This is a genomic window from Pseudoalteromonas sp. XMcav1-K (assembly GCF_044005875.1).
GTDB lineage: Bacteria > Pseudomonadota > Gammaproteobacteria > Enterobacterales > Alteromonadaceae > Pseudoalteromonas > Pseudoalteromonas spongiae.
Genome location: NZ_JBIPJE010000043.1, coordinates 312432 through 331253, shown reverse-complemented (window position 1 = coordinate 331253; position 18822 = coordinate 312432). Strand labels below are relative to the sequence as shown.

Here is an 18822-nt window from a genome sequence, read left to right as displayed (position 1 = left end):
GACGCAACAAATAGGAAAACAGTATCAAATACATTATTTAACATAATATACATTATGGGCTATATAGATTAAGCGAAAGTCTCCTGACTTTCTGGTTCTGCTGCAAGCCCTAAACATAGACCCACAATCGCACAAGCAGCACTAATCTTTTTTATAACATCTGTCCATACTGCCGATTCTTCTTTTGATTTCGATTTTTCTAATGCTAATTGCAATAAAGCCTCTTTAACATCCATTTCCATCGCTTCGGCAATGTATATCACTTGGTTGGCTGTAAGGTGCCTTTCACCTTTTCTAATTTTAGACAAGTTACCCTGATGCAAACTTTCAACATCAGACAGTACTTGTTTATCCTGAGTGTAGTCTTTAAATTTTTTATACTTATCAATAAGTTCGCTACTAAAAGCCATAAGTACCTCCTTTATAAATCTATTATAAATACAAAATCTCAAAAATGACATTTTGGAAAATATCACATTTGACATATTGACACATGTCAAAATTGACATTACGCTAAATATCAAAATTGACATGTGATCATTTTAAGACGGATTTGATAAGGAAATAATTATGAATTTAGCAGCTACACCTAAAGAATTTGATTTATATCGTTCTGATATTGTTGTGCTCGACACTGAAACCACAGGCTTAGATGAATACGCCCGTGTATGTGAAATCTCAATTATTGATGGTTCTGGCAATACACTACTAGACACCCTTATCAATCCAGAAATCGAAATCCCTCAAGATGCTATCGATATTCATGGCATAACAAATCAAATGGTTGCCGATGCACCAACAATTATTGATGTAGGTCTTCAAATCCAAGAAGCACTATCAGGCAAAACACTCTGTATTTATAACTCTGGCTATGATGTTCGCCTGCTTAATCAATCATTTAATGTTCATTTAGATTTTCAGAAACACGTTTGGAATACAGCATTTGATATACGCTGCATCATGCAAACCTACGCTGAATTCTACGGTGAATTAAAGCCTAACTTTGGTGAGCTTAAAGAGTTATATCCAACTCATTCATATCGCTGGCAAAAACTAGTAAACGCTTGTGCTCAACAAAATATCGATACTACTAATTTCACTGCTCACCGCGCACTAGGTGATTGCCAGATGACCTTAGCTCTTATGAATGAATTCATGAATATTCAAGGCTAAATCATGATTTTCTACTGGCAAGAAATCCCAAACCAAGACGAATACGGCCTTATGTTTAACGGCTTAGACACGTATTTATCTTTTTATTCAAAAGCTGAAATGTTGGCTTGGATAATTGATTACCAACAAGGTGCGGAATTTGAGCTAGTTGAAGTTGACGAAAACAATCGTGAAGAATTATTAATGTCGGGGGCGTTTGACTAATGAAACTAGCGCCTAAACAACAACACCAAAATGTGACAAAGGTTGATTACCTTACAGTTACTTTTTGCCCTGCTGAAATTCAACGCCTTAAAACAATGGCTAAATGGCACGTTTCAACGGGTGAATATAACCACTATCGCGAAGCGTACAACGCGCTTATTTGTGCTGAGGTATTTGACGAAAACGGTACAGACGACTTTGATATCGTCACTGAAACAAAACGTACTACTGACCGTTTTTATACTGATGAATCCGAAAAGGCTTATAACGATTTATTTGATAACAATAAACGTTACCCAAACAACATGCCTTATGATGAAAAGATAGCGCTTTGCAAAGTGGTCGTTAAAAAAACACAGAAATACAAAGTATTAGATAGCCTTATCGAGGGTGAACTACAACACTTCTTAACCCTATTAAATACAGTTGTTGCTACCAAAGCCGACCGTATGAACGCAGATGAACAACCGTGGACTATTCGCCAAAATACAGGCGGAATGTTTACATATGACCATTCAGCAACTCTTTACCGCCACGGGGTAAACAGCGGCATTGTAGCGTGGGGCGCAAATAACGCTGGCTGTATGGTTTCTTTTTCGGGCACTGGCTGCAAAGGCTTAGACCTAACGTTATTACATAAAATGCTTTCAAAAATGCCTCACGCAAAAATTACACGATTAGACATCGCTTATGATGACTACCAAGGCGAAATACCTGTTGACGAATACCTACGCCAATACGAAATGGGTAACTTTGCTTTAACTAACCAAATGCCTAACTGGTCATATATTTGCGGTGGTACTTACGTATCACTATCAAAAGAACAACAAACCGAATTTAAGAAAAAGCACGGCTGGCAAAAGAAATATGACTTAGTGCCTAACGCTGGTTCAACGCTTTATGTTGGCTCACGTTCTAACGGCAAAATGTTTAGAGCCTATGAAAAAGGCCGTCAAATGGAATGCGAAACCAATCCTAATTGGGTACGTGCTGAGCTAGAACTGCGCGCAACTGACCGCACTATTCCACTTGATGCACTGATTAACACAGATGCGGTATTTGCTGCGGCCTATCCTGCCCTCGCCTTTGTATCTGAAAAACGCTTAGTTATCGAAACAACTAAACGCAAAAAAATGGATTCAAGACTTGTTGATATTCGCATCCAGCTAGAAGCAACAGAGCAGCGCTTATTCAAATATCACAAACTCGCTTACGGCAAGTGCGTGAACTACATGAAACAAGCATTACAGCTATCAGATAGCGAAATCGTTAAACAATTAACCAAAGGATTGGCTGTTGATGACATGCCAACCAAGATAAGGCAAACGTTCGTTATGCCACCGAATTTTAACCAAACGGAGAACATCCCATGTCATTAAAAGTTGTTTTATTAGGCGCCACATTAGGCAATGGTATCAGCACTAAATCTGGTACACCAAAACCATATTCGATTGCATCTATTGATTACATCGTACCAGCAAGTAGCTATCACGCTGGTGACCATAACATCGATAAATGCGGCTTTGATAAGAAGTCAGTAAACATGCAACACAGCACCGACCTATTCAACAAGGTTCAAAAGCTAAGTGTTCAACATGGTGTGTGTGACGTTGACCTAACACTATCGCCAGACCCAGAAAATCCAGCACGCAACATCGTAACTGATATCGCGTTATCTAAGGACTAATTATGCAATGCGTGACGGTACTTCAAGACGGTACTTTACAGGCCAGTAACACAGCTTGTGATTTTGTAATCGTTACGCAGGAAGAATACCTAAATTTAGGTATGCAAGGATTGGCGGATTTGCTTACTGAGCTATTCGCTTTTGATTTAGCAACATTCTCAATGATTAACGCATCGTGTTTTGTTGCTTTTATTGTTGGCCATAGTATCGGGCGAGTAGTTCGAGCTATGGGCAAATCTTAAATATTTACTCAATTTAACAAGGAATTTCACCATGAAATCAAATATTTTAGCTCTAAAACAGCGTGCTGCATCTGTATCTAAAAAAGCAGCTTTAGCAACAACTGGTGTTCTTGCTTCTGCTTCTGCATTTGCAACTGATCACACTGCAACTATCAATACCGCAGTTACTGAGGGTCAAGCAAACTATACAGCTGTAATCCTCGGTATTTTAGGTATCGCCGCCATTGGCTTTGGTGTGGGTATGATTCTCAGCAAGCTAAATAAGTAATGGTTACTAGTATCGGCCTCGCTTGTTTCTTCGTATGGGTCTTTGCCGAGGGTTTTACCAGCGGGGTTCGTACTAGTTAATAAATGGCGGTCATGTACCGCCTTTTTTATCGGTGATTTATGCGCTTATCTATATTAATAATACTTTTCTTGAGCTTTCCGCTGCTTGCTGAACCAGACACCACAGATTTACGTGACCCTGAAGTCATCATGATGACAACTGTACAGGTTAATGGTTTACCGTTTAAGGCTGGTAAATCAAACGTGTGGACTGAAAAAGGCGATTTCAACGCAGCATGTAATCGTGTTATGGCTGAATTTTTTGACGCTGTTGATTTGGATAAAGCATCAGGTAACACTGTACCCGGCTATGAGTTTCATTCTTGGGGTAACAGTGGCGCTCCTTGTCCATTACGGTCAATCACTATGTATATTGAACCACCTGCGGGACCCGGTTGGCGCACGCTTATCAAAGGCTCAATTGATTTAGTCAAACAAGAAGAATCTGAATCGTGCCCACCATCTTACTCACCAGAACATATACTCCCTTATCACGGTAACGGTCGACTTCAATGCGCTAAACCACTTAACCATTGTCCCGCACCAACTGACCAAGATTATTTAATACCGGGCATTCAACAAGGTGTTCGTACAATATGCTATGACAACCCTGACGGTACACAGTGCAAAATTGAAACAGACGAAACAGGCGCGCACTATCAGCCATACGATTATGGCTCGCAAGAACCTGTCGAATGTCGCGATTCTACAACGCCAGACCCTGACCCAGAACCCGAACCAGACCCAGAACCTGAGCCTGAACCTGACCCCACAAATCCACCTGATGAAGTACCAGACCCAGAACCACCTACGGACACTGATAATTCACAAGGTGATGATTCTGATAAAAGCACTGATATCGAAGCATTGAATCAGATTAACGATAACCTGACGATTATTAACGAATCAATCAACACTGCATCAGATGAAAACTCAGAGCGCCTTAATCTAATTAAAGACAACATCGATAATACAAATACATTTTTAGATCAACAAAATGGTGTCTTATCAGATATCAGAGACGAATTAAAAAAAGAAGACTCTATAACCGCAACGGCCAATCGCAAAACGGGTGGATTAAATGGCTTGTTTAACGCTGAGAAATTAGCAACGCTTAAAACTGAATCAGTGGCTGTACAACAAGGCCTAAAAGATTACTACTCGCAAATTCAATCAGAAATTAAAGGTATGTTCGACATACAAATAAATGCAACAGGTACATACGAGGAAAGAACAATGGTAATCAAAGGTCAATCTTTCGACTATGGGTTAGGCCGCTTTGCTTCGTTTTGGCAATCACTTGCCCCTGTCGTGTTATTCGTCTTTTCTTGTCTAGCTTTGTATACAGTTTTAGGAGGTGTTCGTGCTTAGGTTTTTATTGCTTGTTTTAATACTAATACCGTGTTTTGCATTTGCAGACACCTACACAGGTGAACAAGGGGTCGCTCAAATGCAGGGTGACTTCTTTAGCGATTTTTGGTCATTCTTTGACGATGACTTACCAAGTTTTATAGATAGGTTTTGGGCGTATATTACTGTTTGGGCGGTTAAGTTTTATTTTGAAATGAAACTAGAAAGCATCAAGTTTGCGTGGTTTGTGGCTAAGCAAATATTAGAAAGTTTTCAAGTTGGTTCTCAGATAGCAAACCTTGCGAATGCGCTCCCACAAGACGTAAAAGCCGCGCTTGTTGATTCACGTTTCTTTGATGGTTTGAACATTTATCTTAATGCCCTAGTTACCCGATTTATTCTAAGGATAGTGTAATGAGTACGTATCTTTTTCATGGCGCTCCAGGTTCTTTCAAAACAGCATCAGCAACTTGGTTCGAAGTTATCCCTGCTTTACGTAAAGGCCGTTTAGTTGTAACGAACATCGAGGGGATTTTACCGCTCGAGACAATCGAGCATGAACTTGGTGAAACGTTCCCCGAAACAGCCCAGCTATGGCGTTTATCATCACAAAACGATGTTGGCGAAATGTTATGGCGCAATTGGTTTCACTGGATGCCAGTTGGCGCGTTAATTGTCATGGATGAAGTGCAAGACATTTATCCTACTGAATCGCGCTTTAAGCCAGAATCCTGTGACTATAAACATGTATCGAACTATAAGAACGTCTTACCCGATTATATGTACGATTATCACATGAAAAAGCTGGAGGAAATCAAACCCGAAGACTTAACAGAAGCTGATACCGATGATTTAGGAATAGAAAGGTTTAATGAACATGGCCACGTTATATACCCAAAAACGCTCAAAGAATCCTACATGCGACACAGAAAGTACAACTGGGATATCCTCTGCTGTACGCCCGATATTGGCAGTGTCCACAAATACATTAGAGCCGTTACCGAATACGCCTACGCACACAAGTACTTTGATGGACTCGCAAAAATCCCTTACTACTACCGACGTCCGAGAATCCACGAACACAACCCTAAGTTCGACGGCAAAAAGCCTAACAAAAACGAAACAATCAACTGGAAAAAAATCCCGTTGGAAGTCCACAAGTGCTACAAATCAACCGCTACCGGAAGTATTACGCAAGGAAAAGGTAAAAATTTCCTTCTCAGTCCGCAACTTTTTATTGTTTCCCTTTTGTTCATTTGTTGTGTCGGCTTTTTACTATGGTATTTCTTTGCCGATAAAAGCCCTGTGGAGGATAACGGCCAAGCCGCGCAAGTTCCTGTCGAAAGTACTTACAAGACTCCTGTTGTTAGTAATCGTGATGATAGCAATCAGGTATCTGCTCGCACTGATTTTCTTATAGAACTGCCATATAACGCTAAGCAAGTTTTTATATCTGGGGTAGTTACAAAGCGCGACGGTGCTGCGCTTTCAAGGCATATTATTTTTGAATTATTAACGCCTGATTTTGGTTCTGTATCACTTACTAATTTAGATTTATTAAGCATGGGGATAAGCACCAAGTATATAAACGAATGTAACGTACTTTTGCAAACACAAAAATTTGAGTATCGAGCCTTGTGTAACCCAAGGCCAATAGACAACCAAATACAAGAACCTAATAAATCATCAATAGAATTACAACCATTCGGAATTGGTAGTGAGTCAAGCGAAGTCTGAGCGTAACTGCTACCAATTCCGATGGGGGATAATATGAGCGAGAAACAAATAATCGAGATAATTTTACCGCTAACTATTTTTGAAATTATGTTAGCTGTACTCATGGCCTTTTTAATATATGACGCTTCAAGGTTCTTATTGCTCAAACTTTTAGAATCTATATCCAAAGGTAAATCTTAATGACCTTGCTTGAATTAACATATCCAATAATTAATTTCGTTAGCAATCACCCGTTCTGGACGGTCATAATGATGTTATGGGTTTATTTAGGCGTTTGTGCTGATTCTTGGCTTAGGGTGCAACCTAGAGCATCATCTGATAGTGATAAAGCTTAATTTAACTCTTTTGGGGTTATTAGGGGCTTGCCCCTGATGCAAAACCAACATGCCACATATCAATACCCGTACATCAAATCGACAAGGGCAAAACCAGCAACACTTGTATAAAAGTGGCTGGTTCGCCCCCTGCTAAACCAAAACAATGTATAAATTTAACTCCGATGTGTCAGCCCTCCCCCCTAATACTAATAGGGGGGGAGCAAAAATTTTACCGCATGTGCACTTAAACACCCTGTGCACGGTACTTAAATGTAATTGCATACAATCTTATGAAAACAATAATTCAACCCCTTAACCACTGAAATATAAGGAGTTAACAATGGTTAAGGTAGACTTTGAAGGTCAATTCTATTCACTATTCGGCACTGACTACGAATTAGCATCTAAAAAGCTCGGTAAATCACCAAGGCAAATAAGGCGCTATATCGAGACTGGTAGAGTATGCAATACAGTAAGAATACTAACGGATATAATTTACCGAGGTTATTTACCAAATTCTAATGGTTGGCATGATGCCTATATAGATAAAGACGGAGTAATGCACTCCCCTTACGGCAAAGTTACCTCTGGTGATTTGGCTTACCTACATAACTATAAATGGGCGGCACACAGAGCTACGGAACAACTAAAAACGGCAAGAAAAAGGATCTCAGAATTAGAGCAACTATCCAATAGTGATGAAATACAAGACGCATTACTTGATATTGTTGCTAAATTAGCTAGAAAAACTGGCTGATTTAATTTAAGTTAAGACAGTCAATTCTATTAAATTGCATTGAGTCAAGGAGTACATTCAATGGCAAAATTTCTAAATACAAGCGCAACCAACTATTACCTCGAAGAACTAATCAAATCATCATCCGAACGTTTAATTTTGATAAGTCCATTTTTAAAGTTAAATGAGCGAATTAAAGAGTTGTTAGAAGACAAAAATCGACTAAAGCTCGATATTCGAATTGTGTATGGCAAAAGTGAATTGCAACCTGAAGAAATTAGTTGGCTTAATGAGTTAACTTATGTGAGAACTAGTTTTTGTAAAAATTTACATGCTAAGTGCTACATCAATGAATCTTCATGCATAATTACTAGCTTAAATTTGTACGAATTCAGCCAAGTAAATAATAATGAAATGGGTATATATGTTTCTCGAGATGACGACGCAGAATTGTATCGTGATGCATATGACGAGGCACAGCGCATTATCAGAATTAGTGATGAGGTTAGAGTTAAATTAGAAAAAATTTCCTCTGAAGCTAGTGAAGAAACAGATGCAAACAGTAAGCTCTCATCTTCAAAAATTGCTAAAAAATTAGGGGTCAAAACACCTGAACTTTTAGAAATGATGGTATCTAATGGTTACTTAAGTCTAGAGGGGGATAAGCATTCTCTCACTGAAAAATCACAAGCTTTGGGTGGTGAGCTTAAAAAGAGTAAAAGGTTTGGTGAATATTTCGTTTGGTTTGAAGATAAAACTCTAGAAGCTTTTAGTTAAGCATATGTCAACATCATATATAAAATACAAACCTTAATTTATTGAAAAATAAAGGGAATGTTGTTATTCCCTTTTTGATAGTTAATACATGTTATGAGCTGATTTGTTTCAACCTAATTTGGTTACTAATAACATGTACGCACATATCAAACTCTTCGTTGTTTGAAGTAAAAGTTATTTCTATTCCACTTCTTAATGATTATTTCCTCCTTAATAATACTAACAGGCAATTTGCCTGTTTTCCGCAACTTATAATATGTCAATTTTCAAATAACCATATGACTAGTAACAACTAATTATTAGTGTTATAAATTGCTTTAGAATGTAAACAGGCAATGTTGCGGTAGAAAAAGAGGCAACTTGCCTCTTAATAAACTGTTAGAAATACTCAAACAAAACTTGGAGTAATTTAATTGATTCAAAATAGCCAGTATCCACTTAAAGTCACTACCTCATCATATGAGGTTATAGCCTCCGGGGTGGTACACATAACAGAGCCGGAAGTTACGTTTAACCTGGCTAATCTAACAATTAAGTTTGTTTTTAAATCCGACTCAGATGGAACCAAGCTCGAAGCTGAAGTTGTTGATGATGCTTTGATAGTTAGTTTATACAACTTCAACAACTCCCTTGGCCAAGGTAAAATCGAACCAATGGAAATTGGAAACCTTGACGGGAGACGATTGTTTTCAACATTTTTTATTAATACGCCCGATAGTAGCAACGTTCGCCAGTTCAATTACACATTCATGTTGATGGAGGCCTAAAAATGGAAGGAGCCATCAAACTACCTGAAAAAGATCAGGAAAAAACACAGAAATCTGCAAACGCAGTAACAAATAAGGAAATTGCTGGAAAAATTGCCGGACATATTGGTACTGGTAAAAATGCAAAAGATTCTTTCATATGGATGACCATAACCTGGAGTTTCTACATAGCTACCGGTATTAGTCTACTTGTCTTTGGTAGATCTTTCTTCGAGGTAGAAGAAGGTGAAAGCCTATTGGATTCGATAGTTCAGGTTTGGAGCATTTTTGTGCCGATAATTACCCTGGCTCTTGGCTATGCATTTGGTAAAGGCGAATGAACTTCTAACAAGCAAAGGCAGCATCGCCCTGCGGGCTGGACATGCTAACGCATGCCGCTGCTTTGAGCGTTACACACCCAAATGTCACTCTGACATATTTGAATATAGGCTTAACTCTTTAATAAAAAAGAGGAAATAATCATTTCCCCTTCCATCACATACTATACATTATAGGAATCACTTTATTGAATAACTTCCCCTAGTTAACTTGAATTTATTACTTTCAATCATCTTAACATCGTAATAAATTTATCTTTGCTAGATTTTCAATTCGTCGTTGGTATTTTGGGTCTCATTGGCTTGTTTTAATTCCTTTTCTTGACGTCGTTCTTGGCCTTTTTGATATTCTTCAGCGATCATTTCTTCTAATGCTAAAACTTGTTTTTGGAAATTTTCTTGGCTAATGTCACCCGTTTCAAGCATGCTTTCAAGTTCGGCTATTTTTTCTTTCAACTGTTTCACTTTTTCAAGATCGACGCCGAGTCGTTGCATTAAAATCGCTTCTTGAATTTTTTCTAAAAAACTCGCGTTGCGCTCTGATTCAAACATGCTTTTATTTTGATACTTTTGTGATGTTTCAGATGCAGTCTGACTTGGCATTTCTTTTGTCAATGCGTGGCTAAATGTTGCCGAATTTTCATCAGCTAGCGGCATTTCCTTGCCAGTTTTATTTTCATTAACGTTGTTGTTGTGGTTTGGTTGCTTAATCAGGTGTTCTGCATTGGTTGATGATGTGCTAAATAACAACATAATAATCCCTTAACCTTTATGTTGTTCGCTGTGCGAACAGTTAAATACGTATGTTAATTTACAAATATCAGGCCATGTTTTTACCGAATGCTCATCAATAGATAAGAATTTTATAATCCCATAGTTTACTTGTCACCAGTATTCACATGTTTACAGGAAGGTGCTTTAAGGAAAGAAAATAAATTTTACTTAAAACCACCCTATTTTTTAACGCTTTATCACACGTGCTTTTTTGCGCTTATTACTGAGTTGTGTTTATTGAAAGAATAAAAAAATCCGATGACTACACGCCATCGGATTTTAATGTAAAACAACGTTTTAATATTGCTATGAAGCTTTTTCAGATTGTGCCTTTTTACGCGCGGCTTTTTCAGCTTTACGTTTGATGATAGCTTCTTGTGCTTCGTTACCTATGTGGCCTTCTCCTCGTGCTTTTGCCAGCTCAATTTGTTTTTGACGCTCTGCAAAACGCTCACGTTGCTCGTCACTTACTGTATCGATACAATGATGACATGATAAGCCTTCTTGATAAGCTTCAAGTTGCTTTTCTTCTTCGGTAATAGGCATACGACACGCATGACACTGATCGTATGAGCCTTTATTTAAGTCGTGGTCTACCGCAACGCGATTATCAAATACAAAACACTCGCCTTTCCACATAGTGTCTTCTTTTGGAACTTCTTCTAAGTACTTAAGAATACCGCCTTCAAGGTGATAAACTTCTTCAAAGCCCTGCTCTTTCATATAAGCTGTTGATTTTTCACAGCGAATGCCACCGGTACAGAACATTGCTACTTTTTTATTTTTGCTTGGGTCGAGGTTTTTCTCAGCCCATTGGGGAAACTCGCGGAATGTTTTGGTTTTTGGATCAACGGCATTTTCAAAAGTACCAATTTCGATTTCGTAATCATTACGTGTATCAACTAGCACAACATCAGGGTCTGAAATAAGTGCATTCCAGTCTTTTGGTTTTACGTAAGTACCAACAACTTCTTTAGGGTCAATGCCTTGTACACCCATAGTAACGATTTCTTTCTTAAGTTTTACCTTGGTGCGGTAAAACGGACATTCGTCATCAAACGATTCTTTCGATACAATATTATCAAGTCCTGGTTGCTTATCTAACCACGCTAATAATGCATCGATACCCTCACGCTTTGCGGCAACCGTTCCGTTAATACCCTCTTCAGCTAACAATAATGTACCGCGCACATTATGTTGTTCCATAGTATTAAGTAAAGGTTGACGAATTTCTTTATAGTTAGGTAAAGAAACAAATTTATAAAGGGCACACACGACGTATTGTTGAGACATAATTTTCCTAATGTTTAGCTTTAAATACTAACCGGAGCGTAATTCCGGCGCCAAAATGGGTCGCTATTGTATCAGAAACTTTGTACTGTTCAATTCTACTGTCTATATTTTGCACACAAAACCATCGCTAATTAGCTATGTTTTTGTCTTTCATGTAAAATGCTCGCTTTATTTTATGCCACAAACACATTGAGTGGAGAGACACATTTGTCCTTTGAAGATTTAGGCGTTGATAAGCGAATTGCAAGTCAACTTTCACACATTGGTATTACTACGCCGACGGATATCCAGCAACAAGCTGTTCCTGTTGCCATTGCTGGACATGATTTACTTGCCCAATCAAAAACAGGTTCGGGCAAAACATTTGCATTTCTATTACCTGCAATTACACGCTTAAGTAAGCAAAAAGCGTTAAGTAAACGTGATCCGCGTGCGTTAATCATTACGCCGACACGTGAATTGGCGAATCAAGTGTATAAACAGTTAACCTTGATTATTGCAGGCACAGGATTAAAAGCGACAAAAATTGTTGGCGGTGATAATTATAACGACCAAGTTAAAGCGCTTTCTAAAGACCCACAATTTGTTGTTGCAACACCAGGTCGACTAGTTGACCACCTTGATGACCGTAATTTCTACTTAGAAGGTCTTGAATTATTGATTCTTGACGAAGCGGACCGTGTATTAGAGCTTGGTTTTAAAGAACAAATCGAAAAAATAAACACTGCGGCAAATCACCGTTTACGCCAAACTTTATTTTTCTCGGCTACATTAGAGCATGCCGAAGTAGATGCGCTTTCACGTAATTTACTTAAGAACCCAAAACGCGTAACCATTGATGCCAGTACACAAGAACACAACGACATTACGCAAAAGTTTTTCTTAGCGGATCACTTAGATCATAAGATTGCGCTATTAATCGCCACAACAAAAAGCGCTGAATCCGGCCAACAAATCGTGTTCACCGCAACCCGTGATGACACGATAAAGTTATCCGAAATCTTAGAGCAAGAAGGCTATAAAACGCTCGCGTTATCGGGCGATATGAATCAAAGCAAACGTAATTCTATTATGGATGCGTTTTCTCGTGGCCAAGCACAAATCTTAGTGACGACGGACGTTGCATCTCGTGGTCTAGATTTACTCAATGTATCACAAGTTATTAATTTCGATTTACCCAAGCAAGCTGAAGAATATGTGCATCGTATCGGTCGCACCGGACGCGCTGGCTTTAAAGGCAACGCATTGTCTTTAGTAAGTGCAAAAGATTGGCAGAGTTTTAAAGCAATTGAAAGTTACTTATCTAAGCGTATTGGCTTTTCAGAAATTGATGGCTTAGTAGGTAAATTTAAAGGGTTTAAAGAAAAAACACATCAACCAAAACAGAATGTTAAAGCAAAATCCGTCAATCAAAAAACAAGCAAACATAAAAAACCATTCAAAAAGCCAAATAAAGCCAAAATTGCGAAGGCTATTCCGGCACCGTTTGATGTTGATGGTGTTGCACCGTTAAAGCGTCGCCCAAAAAAGGATGAAGAATAATGACAATTCAACGTGGTAAAATGAATAGTTTAGTTGTTAACGAAATTGCGTATGAAGGTGCGTATTTAACAGATGACAGCGGTAATGGTGAAGTTTTTCTTAAAAAAGAAGAGATGCCCAATGGCTTAGCAGTAAAACAAGTGATTGAGGTATTTGTATTTGAGGAGCAAGGAAACTTAACCGCAACAACCAAAACCCCAATTGCACAATTAGGTGACTTTGCCCTACTCCAAGTCACATCAATTAATGCCATTGGTGCGTTCGTTGATATGGGCATTGGTAAAGAGTTATTGGTGCCTTACAACGAGCAACGCCCAAAATTTGAGTTATCACGTTCATACTTAGTACATCTTTATTTGGACAAAGCATCACAGCGTTTATGTGGTTCATCAAACCTAAACAAATTTGTTAAACAAGAAGCAACAGGCTTTAAAAAGTCTCAAGAAGTATCCATTATTGTTGCTGGTCGCACAGATCTAGGTTTTAAAGTGATTGTAAATAATGAATACTGGGGCATGGTGTTTACTGACCAAGTTTTTAAACCTCTGTTTATTGGTCAAAAGCTGCAAGCCTATGTTGCTAAATTACGTGAAGATGGCAAATTAGATATTCGTTTAAGTAAGCCTGGTATTGCAGGTTCAAATGAACTATCTGATGTAATTTACGATAAGTTAACACAGGAAAACGGTGTTATTCATTTAGGTGATAAGTCAGATCCAATCGCCATCAAAAAAGCATTTGGTTGCAGTAAAGCAAACTTTAAGCGTGCTATTGGGCATTTGTTTAAGGAAGGTAAGATTGATCTTGCCGCGACTAAGATTACGTTAGTTAAATAAAAAAGGCACATTGCGTGCCTTTTTCTATAAATGGTTTGTTGAATCTACGAGATCAGCAAATTGATTACTGTAAACACATTTCTGATAACGTTTGCCGTAATCTAATGCCTCATTACCGTCTTCAAACTCGATAGGCGCTAAACGGAAAATTTGCAGTTCGCATTCGTCTTTATATGTTTCAATTAAATTCAAGCACTCTTCCATTTTTGCTAAATTAGTTTCGTTTTTACCAATCGCTTGGCAACGAGCCTCAACTTGCGTATTTAATGAAAGCTTTAATTCAAATTGATTAATGGGCTGGTGATTAATGGTATCTAATATATCTATAAACGCATTTTGGCGTGTTTCGTTATCGTAATGTTGATAACCTAGATAGGCTGCAACAATAGCAGCAATTGCAAAAATAAAACGCATGAAGTACTACTCTTCTTATTCTTTTTAGCTTCAAACGGGAATGCACTAATGCCTTAATTTACATTAGTGCAACTACTTTAATGAGGTTAACTTAAAGTGTTATTTATTTCAATTAAAGTCGCTTGTGGATCAGGAGATTGGGTAATTGGGCGACCAATAACAAGGTAATCACTACCGGCATCAATTGCTTCTCGTGGTGTCATAACGCGTTTTTGATCGCCTTTATCAGAACCAGCAGGTCGAATACCTGGGGTGACTAACTTGAATTCACGGCCCAAAGTTGACTTTAATACTGACGCTTCTTGAGCAGAACACACCACGCCATCAAGGCCTGCATCTTTTGCCAATTTCGCTAAAAACTGCACTTGTTCATTAGGCGTTTTATCAACACCTAAACGTTTTAGTTCAGCTTCGTCCATTGATGTTAGAATTGTTACTGCGATCAGCAATGGTGCGTCATCGCCATACTTTTCAAGCGCTTGTTTGGCTTTGCGCATCATTTCTGGGCCGCCACTGGCATGTACATTGACCATCCAAACGCCTAATTCCGCCGCTGCGGCAACTGCTTTTGCAACTGTATTTGGAATATCGTGAAATTTTAAATCTAGAAATACATCAAAGCCTAAATCAATTAACTTCTTCACAAATTGAGGGCCAAAATACGTAAACATTTCTTTGCCCACTTTTAAGCGGCAATCTTGTGGTGAAACGCGTTTTACAAAATCTAACGCGGCGCTTTCATCTGCGTAATCTAATGCAATTAATACTTTGGCATCGTGGTTCATTAATAAATCCTAACTCAAAAAAAGGAATAACATTTTATGTGTTTTGTTTAAAACCCGTCTACGCCACTCAATGGCACCAATGACTCAACATGTTTACAAGAAGGACAAAACCAATACATTTTTTTACTTGTAAAGCCACAGTGGTTACATTGATACAATGATTTTGTGGCGATGTAGTCTTGGACTAAATTATTTATTTCCGTTAACACTGTTTTAATGTCTTGGCTTTGTTCAGACATTAACATTAATAAGTAACTAAAGCCCCTAATATTGGGCTGCTTACGCAAAACTTGTGTAATATAGTTTCTCGCTTCATTAACCTTACCTTGGGCCATAAGACTTTTACAATAATGTATTTTTATAAGCACACTATCGCTTTTTAAATGCTTAGAAAGATGAGAGAAATAGTTATCTTGTAAGTTAAGCTTTTCGTAGCTTACTTCTAATCTATCTAAAAAAATTGGCGCGAATGCGACATTTTTATCGAGTAAACTACCCCAGTATTTAATCGCTTGAAGAAAATCACCATCGTTAAATGCTTTTTCGCCAAGCATGTACTTTGGTCTAACGAGATCTTGTGTCAGTTCTGTTACGACATCAAGAGGTTTTAAATCTTTGTCTTGAATCGCCTTTTCGCAATAAAAATTAGCGATTGTTTTCTTTAATTGGCTGGTGTTAAAGTCGGACTCGTGAGATTGAAATAGTGCAATGCCTTTATCCCAATCATGACTTTGTAAATACAATAGCATTAACTGACAAAGCGCGTTGTTATCTTTTAATGAATGCAGATAAACAAGATTTTCTTCAGCGCGGTCAAGCAATCCTGCCATCATATAATCTTGCGCAAGTTCATAAAGAACATGTTTTTTTTGCTCTAATGAAAGTCCGTCATGTTTTAACAGTAATTCGTGTACTTTAATTGCGCGGTCTAACTCACCACGTCGACGGAATAAGGTTGCCAGAGTTAAATAATGTTCAACAGAATTTGCTGAAATTTCTAGTAAACCAATTAGGTGTTCTAAGCCTTGGTCTTCTTCACGGTCAAGTAAGAACTTTAAACCTTTACTATACTCATTAATAATTTCTTGGTTTTGTTGTTGGGCTTCATTATTTGCATTGTTTTTACCCATGATATAACCGTAAGCTGCCGCTACTGGTAACAACAAAAACAGCAATTCGATCATTAACTATCCATGACTTTGAGAAGTAAGCTTCTGATTTTGTCTTCTTAAACGACGGTTTTGCAGTTTAGCTTTTGACAATAGAATTGTACTGAGTGCAACACCTAAAAATAGGCCTAAAGCACAACAAATACTTATTATGAAAGCGAGAGGGATTTCTGCACTTGCTATTATAAAGTTAATTTTTACCAGATGAGGGTTTTGCGACCCCAATACAAATAAAACAAATAGCAAGCACAGGAGAAAAGTTACTTTGAGAATTTTGGTCAAAACAGCCTCAAATTATGCAATACTTGCATTCACGCGGTCGCGCAGTTCTTTTCCTGGCTTAAAGTGAGGTACGTATTTGCCCTGCAATTCTACTTTATCACCCGTTTTTGGGTTACGACCAACACGTGGTGCACGATAATGTAGAGAGAAACTGCCAAAACCACGGATTTCAATTCTATCTGAACTTGATAAAGAATCAGCCATAAGTTCTAACACTTCTTTTACTGCATTTTCTACATCTTTCGCTGGAATATTTGCGTGCTGTTCAGCAAGTTTTTCAATCAGTTCTGATTTTGTCATGTAAGTACCCTTTATAATTGTAATAGGAAGAGCAGCTATTAAGCTGCTCTTCCAAGTCGACTAATTAGTCTTTTTGAGCATTTTTGAAAGCTGCTGCCATAGCGTTTTCGAACTGTGGCTCTTCTTTCTTAAGCTTATCTAGCGCTTCTTTCTCTTCAGCTTCTGAAATTGCTTTGATTGAAAGGCTGATTGCGCGGTTCTTGCGATCAACACCAACAAACTTAGCTTCTACTTCGTCACCTACAGAAAGAACTGTTGAAGCGTCTTCAGTACGCTCAACTGCTACGTCAGCTACACGGATGTAACCTTCAACACCTTCGATAAGTTCAACTGTAGCGCCTTTAGCGTCAACTTCAGTTACTTTACCTTTAACAATAGCACCTTTTTTGTTTGCGTCCAGGTAGTTATTGAAAGGATCAGCTTCGATTTGCTTAACGCCTAGAGAGATACGCTCACGCTCTGGGTCAACTTGTAAAACGATAGCTGTGATTTCGTCGCCTTTCTTGAATTCACGTACAGCTTCTTCGCCAGGCGTGTTCCAAGAAATGTCTGAAAGGTGAACTAGACCGTCAATGCCGCCTTCTAGGCCGATGAAGATACCGAAGTCAGTGATTGACTTGATCTTACCAGTAACTTGGTCGCCTTTGTTTTGTAGACGAGCAAATTCTTGCCATGGGTTAGCTTTACATTGCTTAAGACCTAGAGAAATACGACGACGCTCTTCGTCGATTTCAAGAACCATAACTTCTACAGTGTCACCTAAGTTAACAACTTTTGAAGGGTGGATGTTCTTGTTAGTCCAATCCATTTCAGAAACGTGTACTAGACCTTCTACGCCTTCTTCGATTTCAACGAAACAACCGTAGTCAGTAAGGTTAGTTACACGACCAGAAAGCTTAGAACCTTCTGGGTAACGACCAGCGATAGCTGCCCATGGATCTTCGCCAAGCTGCTTAAGACCTAGAGAAACACGTGTTTTATCTTTGTCGAACTTAAGTACTTTAACTAAGATTTCGTCACCAACGTTAACGATTTCGCTTGGGTGCTTAACGCGTTTCCAAGCCATATCAGTGATGTGTAGAAGACCGTCAACACCACCTAAATCAACGAATGCACCGTAGTCAGTAAGGTTCTTGATGATACCTTTAACTTCTTGACCTTCAACAAGGTTTTGTAGAAGTTCTTCACGCTCTTGTGAGTTTTCTGACTCGATAACAGCACGACGAGAAACAACAACGTTGTTACGCTTCTGGTCAAGCTTGATAACTTTGAATTCTAACTCTTTACCTTCAAGGTGAGCTGTGTCGCGTACTGGGCGCACGTCAACTAGTGAACCTGGTAAGAATGCACGGATAGTGTCAACTTCAACAGTGAAACCACCTTTAACCTTACCATTGATGATACCAGTAACAGTTTCTTGCTCTTCACATGCTTTTTCAAGACGGATCCAAGCTTCGTGACGCTTAGCTTTCTCACGAGAAAGGATAGTTTCACCGAAACCATCTTCGATTGCATCTAGTGCAACATCTACTTCATCACCAACTGCTACTTCCAATTCACCAGCAGTGTTTTTGAATTGCTCAGCAGGGATTGCGCTTTCAGACTTAAGACCCGCGTCTACTAGTACGATGTTGTTTTCGATTGAAATAACAGTACCTTTAACGATTGAACCTTGTTCTGCTTCAAAACCCTTTAGGCTTTCTTCAAATAACTGTGCAAAATTTTCTGACATTATAAGTCTCTAAATAAAATATCCATTTGGCTATCCTGCCGCGTGGGGTTGTTGTAAAAAT

Annotated in this window: 24 protein-coding genes; 15 read left to right on the top strand and 9 right to left on the bottom strand. The window is 38.6% G+C overall.

From position 1 onward, the window contains the following. Positions 1-68 precede the first annotated feature (68 nt). The gene (locus ACHSBP_RS11810; RefSeq protein ID WP_237128763.1) at positions 69-410 is read right to left on the bottom strand and encodes a hypothetical protein; all 342 of its coding nucleotides are present in this window, start codon (positions 408-410) and stop codon (positions 69-71) included. 160 nt (positions 411-570) lie between these two features. Between ACHSBP_RS11810 and ACHSBP_RS11805 the strand changes: the two genes are divergently transcribed. From ACHSBP_RS11805 to ACHSBP_RS11745, 13 genes are all read left to right on the top strand, one after another. Next, positions 571-1173 carry a 3'-5' exonuclease gene (locus ACHSBP_RS11805; protein ID WP_054981225.1) on the top strand — a complete coding sequence of 201 codons (603 nt, stop codon included), beginning with the start codon at positions 571-573 and terminating at the stop codon, positions 1171-1173. Positions 1174-1176: 3 nt separating this feature from the next. Beyond that, positions 1177-1377, top strand: coding sequence for a hypothetical protein (locus tag ACHSBP_RS11800; RefSeq protein WP_395388940.1), 201 nt, complete (start codon positions 1177-1179; stop codon positions 1375-1377). Then, positions 1377-2756, top strand: coding sequence for a replication initiation factor domain-containing protein (locus ACHSBP_RS11795; RefSeq protein WP_395388939.1), 1380 nt, complete (start codon positions 1377-1379; stop codon positions 2754-2756). Before ACHSBP_RS11800 ends, ACHSBP_RS11795 begins: the two co-directional genes overlap by 1 nt. Continuing rightward, positions 2747-3064 (top strand): hypothetical protein, encoded by a 318-nt coding sequence (locus tag ACHSBP_RS11790; RefSeq protein WP_237128767.1) that lies wholly within the window; start codon positions 2747-2749, stop codon positions 3062-3064. The genes ACHSBP_RS11795 and ACHSBP_RS11790 overlap by 10 nt, the downstream gene beginning before the upstream one ends. 2 nt (positions 3065-3066) lie before the next feature. Then, entirely contained in the window at positions 3067-3306 is a 240-nt protein-coding gene (locus tag ACHSBP_RS11785) for a hypothetical protein (RefSeq protein ID WP_395388938.1), read from the top strand. A 31-nt stretch (positions 3307-3337) separates the two neighbouring features. Beyond that, entirely contained in the window at positions 3338-3574 is a 237-nt protein-coding gene (locus ACHSBP_RS11780; RefSeq protein WP_395388937.1) for a hypothetical protein, read from the top strand. A gap of 119 nt (positions 3575-3693) precedes the next feature. After that, a complete protein-coding gene (locus tag ACHSBP_RS11775) occupies positions 3694-5004 on the top strand; it encodes a hypothetical protein (RefSeq protein WP_395388936.1) in 1311 nt (436 codons plus the stop codon). After that, entirely contained in the window at positions 4997-5398 is a 402-nt protein-coding gene (locus ACHSBP_RS11770) for a DUF2523 family protein (protein WP_395388934.1), read from the top strand. The genes ACHSBP_RS11775 and ACHSBP_RS11770 overlap by 8 nt, the downstream gene beginning before the upstream one ends. Further along, positions 5398-6720, top strand: coding sequence for a zonular occludens toxin domain-containing protein (locus ACHSBP_RS11765; RefSeq protein WP_395388933.1), 1323 nt, complete (start codon positions 5398-5400; stop codon positions 6718-6720). Before ACHSBP_RS11770 ends, ACHSBP_RS11765 begins: the two co-directional genes overlap by 1 nt. Before the next feature lie 657 nt (positions 6721-7377). Next, on the top strand, positions 7378-7794 hold the full coding sequence (locus ACHSBP_RS11760) for a hypothetical protein (protein WP_395388931.1): 417 nt from the start codon (positions 7378-7380) through the stop codon (positions 7792-7794). A gap of 60 nt (positions 7795-7854) precedes the next feature. After that, positions 7855-8550, top strand: a complete 696-nt coding sequence (locus ACHSBP_RS11755; RefSeq protein WP_138632631.1) for a phospholipase D family protein — start codon at positions 7855-7857, stop codon at positions 8548-8550. A gap of 413 nt (positions 8551-8963) precedes the next feature. Further along, on the top strand, positions 8964-9317 hold the full coding sequence (locus ACHSBP_RS11750) for a DUF6864 domain-containing function (protein WP_395388930.1): 354 nt from the start codon (positions 8964-8966) through the stop codon (positions 9315-9317). Positions 9318-9319: 2 nt separating this feature from the next. Further along, positions 9320-9637 (top strand): hypothetical protein, encoded by a 318-nt coding sequence (locus ACHSBP_RS11745; protein WP_395388929.1) that lies wholly within the window; start codon positions 9320-9322, stop codon positions 9635-9637. 258 nt (positions 9638-9895) lie between these two features. Here the strand turns inward: ACHSBP_RS11745 and ACHSBP_RS11740 are convergent, their stop codons facing one another. Further along, a complete protein-coding gene (locus ACHSBP_RS11740) occupies positions 9896-10387 on the bottom strand; it encodes a hypothetical protein (RefSeq protein WP_010560095.1) in 492 nt (163 codons plus the stop codon). A 327-nt stretch (positions 10388-10714) separates the two neighbouring features. Then, on the bottom strand, positions 10715-11701 hold the full coding sequence (locus tag ACHSBP_RS11735) for a rhodanese-related sulfurtransferase (protein ID WP_138632626.1): 987 nt from the start codon (positions 11699-11701) through the stop codon (positions 10715-10717). Between the two features lie 207 nt (positions 11702-11908). Here ACHSBP_RS11735 and ACHSBP_RS11730 point away from each other — a divergent pair, with 207 nt between their 5' ends. Next, positions 11909-13243, top strand: coding sequence for a DEAD/DEAH box helicase (locus tag ACHSBP_RS11730; RefSeq protein ID WP_010560093.1), 1335 nt, complete (start codon positions 11909-11911; stop codon positions 13241-13243). Further along, a complete protein-coding gene (locus ACHSBP_RS11725) occupies positions 13243-14079 on the top strand; it encodes a S1 RNA-binding domain-containing protein (RefSeq protein ID WP_010560092.1) in 837 nt (278 codons plus the stop codon). Before ACHSBP_RS11730 ends, ACHSBP_RS11725 begins: the two co-directional genes overlap by 1 nt. Before the next feature lie 24 nt (positions 14080-14103). Here the strand turns inward: ACHSBP_RS11725 and ACHSBP_RS11720 are convergent, their stop codons facing one another. The 6 genes from ACHSBP_RS11720 to rpsA all read right to left on the bottom strand — a co-directional run bounded on the left by ACHSBP_RS11720 (position 14104) and on the right by rpsA (position 18761). Next, positions 14104-14493: a hypothetical protein gene (locus ACHSBP_RS11720; RefSeq protein WP_010560091.1), complete on the bottom strand. Its 390-nt coding sequence runs from the start codon at positions 14491-14493 to the stop codon at positions 14104-14106. 86 nt (positions 14494-14579) lie between these two features. Next, positions 14580-15278: an orotidine-5'-phosphate decarboxylase gene (pyrF, locus tag ACHSBP_RS11715; RefSeq protein ID WP_010560090.1), complete on the bottom strand. Its 699-nt coding sequence runs from the start codon at positions 15276-15278 to the stop codon at positions 14580-14582. 47 nt (positions 15279-15325) lie between these two features. After that, on the bottom strand, positions 15326-16462 hold the full coding sequence (locus ACHSBP_RS11710; protein WP_395388928.1) for a lipopolysaccharide assembly protein LapB: 1137 nt from the start codon (positions 16460-16462) through the stop codon (positions 15326-15328). Positions 16463-16465: 3 nt separating this feature from the next. Further along, complete coding sequence (locus ACHSBP_RS11705; RefSeq protein ID WP_233430497.1) at positions 16466-16672, bottom strand: LapA family protein; 207 nt, start codon at positions 16670-16672, stop codon at positions 16466-16468. Positions 16673-16741: 69 nt separating this feature from the next. Next, positions 16742-17029 (bottom strand): integration host factor subunit beta, encoded by a 288-nt coding sequence (gene ihfB, locus ACHSBP_RS11700; RefSeq protein WP_010560088.1) that lies wholly within the window; start codon positions 17027-17029, stop codon positions 16742-16744. A gap of 64 nt (positions 17030-17093) precedes the next feature. Beyond that, positions 17094-18761 carry a 30S ribosomal protein S1 gene (rpsA, locus tag ACHSBP_RS11695; protein ID WP_010560087.1) on the bottom strand — a complete coding sequence of 556 codons (1668 nt, stop codon included), beginning with the start codon at positions 18759-18761 and terminating at the stop codon, positions 17094-17096. Positions 18762-18822: the final 61 nt, after the last annotated feature.

What these genes read in the sequence shown, in the direction of transcription:
- ACHSBP_RS11745 (WP_395388929.1), top strand. Translation starts at nt 9,320, where the DNA reads ATGGAAGGAGCCATCAAACTACCTGAAAAAGATCAGGAAAAAACACAG.
- ACHSBP_RS11755 (WP_138632631.1), top strand. Translation starts at nt 7,855, where the DNA reads ATGGCAAAATTTCTAAATACAAGCGCAACCAACTATTACCTCGAAGAA.
- ACHSBP_RS11765 (WP_395388933.1), top strand. Translation starts at nt 5,398, where the DNA reads ATGAGTACGTATCTTTTTCATGGCGCTCCAGGTTCTTTCAAAACAGCA.
- ACHSBP_RS11805 (WP_054981225.1), top strand. Translation starts at nt 571, where the DNA reads ATGAATTTAGCAGCTACACCTAAAGAATTTGATTTATATCGTTCTGAT.
- ACHSBP_RS11710 (WP_395388928.1), bottom strand. Translation starts at nt 16,462, where the DNA reads ATGATCGAATTGCTGTTTTTGTTGTTACCAGTAGCGGCAGCTTACGGT.
- ACHSBP_RS11795 (WP_395388939.1), top strand. Translation starts at nt 1,377, where the DNA reads ATGAAACTAGCGCCTAAACAACAACACCAAAATGTGACAAAGGTTGAT.
- ACHSBP_RS11780 (WP_395388937.1), top strand. Translation starts at nt 3,338, where the DNA reads ATGAAATCAAATATTTTAGCTCTAAAACAGCGTGCTGCATCTGTATCT.
- ihfB (WP_010560088.1), bottom strand. Translation starts at nt 17,029, where the DNA reads ATGACAAAATCAGAACTGATTGAAAAACTTGCTGAACAGCACGCAAAT.
- rpsA (WP_010560087.1), bottom strand. Translation starts at nt 18,761, where the DNA reads ATGTCAGAAAATTTTGCACAGTTATTTGAAGAAAGCCTAAAGGGTTTT.
- ACHSBP_RS11735 (WP_138632626.1), bottom strand. Translation starts at nt 11,701, where the DNA reads ATGTCTCAACAATACGTCGTGTGTGCCCTTTATAAATTTGTTTCTTTA.
- ACHSBP_RS11760 (WP_395388931.1), top strand. Translation starts at nt 7,378, where the DNA reads ATGGTTAAGGTAGACTTTGAAGGTCAATTCTATTCACTATTCGGCACT.
- pyrF (WP_010560090.1), bottom strand. Translation starts at nt 15,278, where the DNA reads ATGAACCACGATGCCAAAGTATTAATTGCATTAGATTACGCAGATGAA.
- ACHSBP_RS11725 (WP_010560092.1), top strand. Translation starts at nt 13,243, where the DNA reads ATGACAATTCAACGTGGTAAAATGAATAGTTTAGTTGTTAACGAAATT.
- ACHSBP_RS11740 (WP_010560095.1), bottom strand. Translation starts at nt 10,387, where the DNA reads ATGTTGTTATTTAGCACATCATCAACCAATGCAGAACACCTGATTAAG.
- ACHSBP_RS11720 (WP_010560091.1), bottom strand. Translation starts at nt 14,493, where the DNA reads ATGCGTTTTATTTTTGCAATTGCTGCTATTGTTGCAGCCTATCTAGGT.
- ACHSBP_RS11790 (WP_237128767.1), top strand. Translation starts at nt 2,747, where the DNA reads ATGTCATTAAAAGTTGTTTTATTAGGCGCCACATTAGGCAATGGTATC.
- ACHSBP_RS11810 (WP_237128763.1), bottom strand. Translation starts at nt 410, where the DNA reads ATGGCTTTTAGTAGCGAACTTATTGATAAGTATAAAAAATTTAAAGAC.
- ACHSBP_RS11785 (WP_395388938.1), top strand. Translation starts at nt 3,067, where the DNA reads ATGCAATGCGTGACGGTACTTCAAGACGGTACTTTACAGGCCAGTAAC.
- ACHSBP_RS11800 (WP_395388940.1), top strand. Translation starts at nt 1,177, where the DNA reads ATGATTTTCTACTGGCAAGAAATCCCAAACCAAGACGAATACGGCCTT.
- ACHSBP_RS11775 (WP_395388936.1), top strand. Translation starts at nt 3,694, where the DNA reads ATGCGCTTATCTATATTAATAATACTTTTCTTGAGCTTTCCGCTGCTT.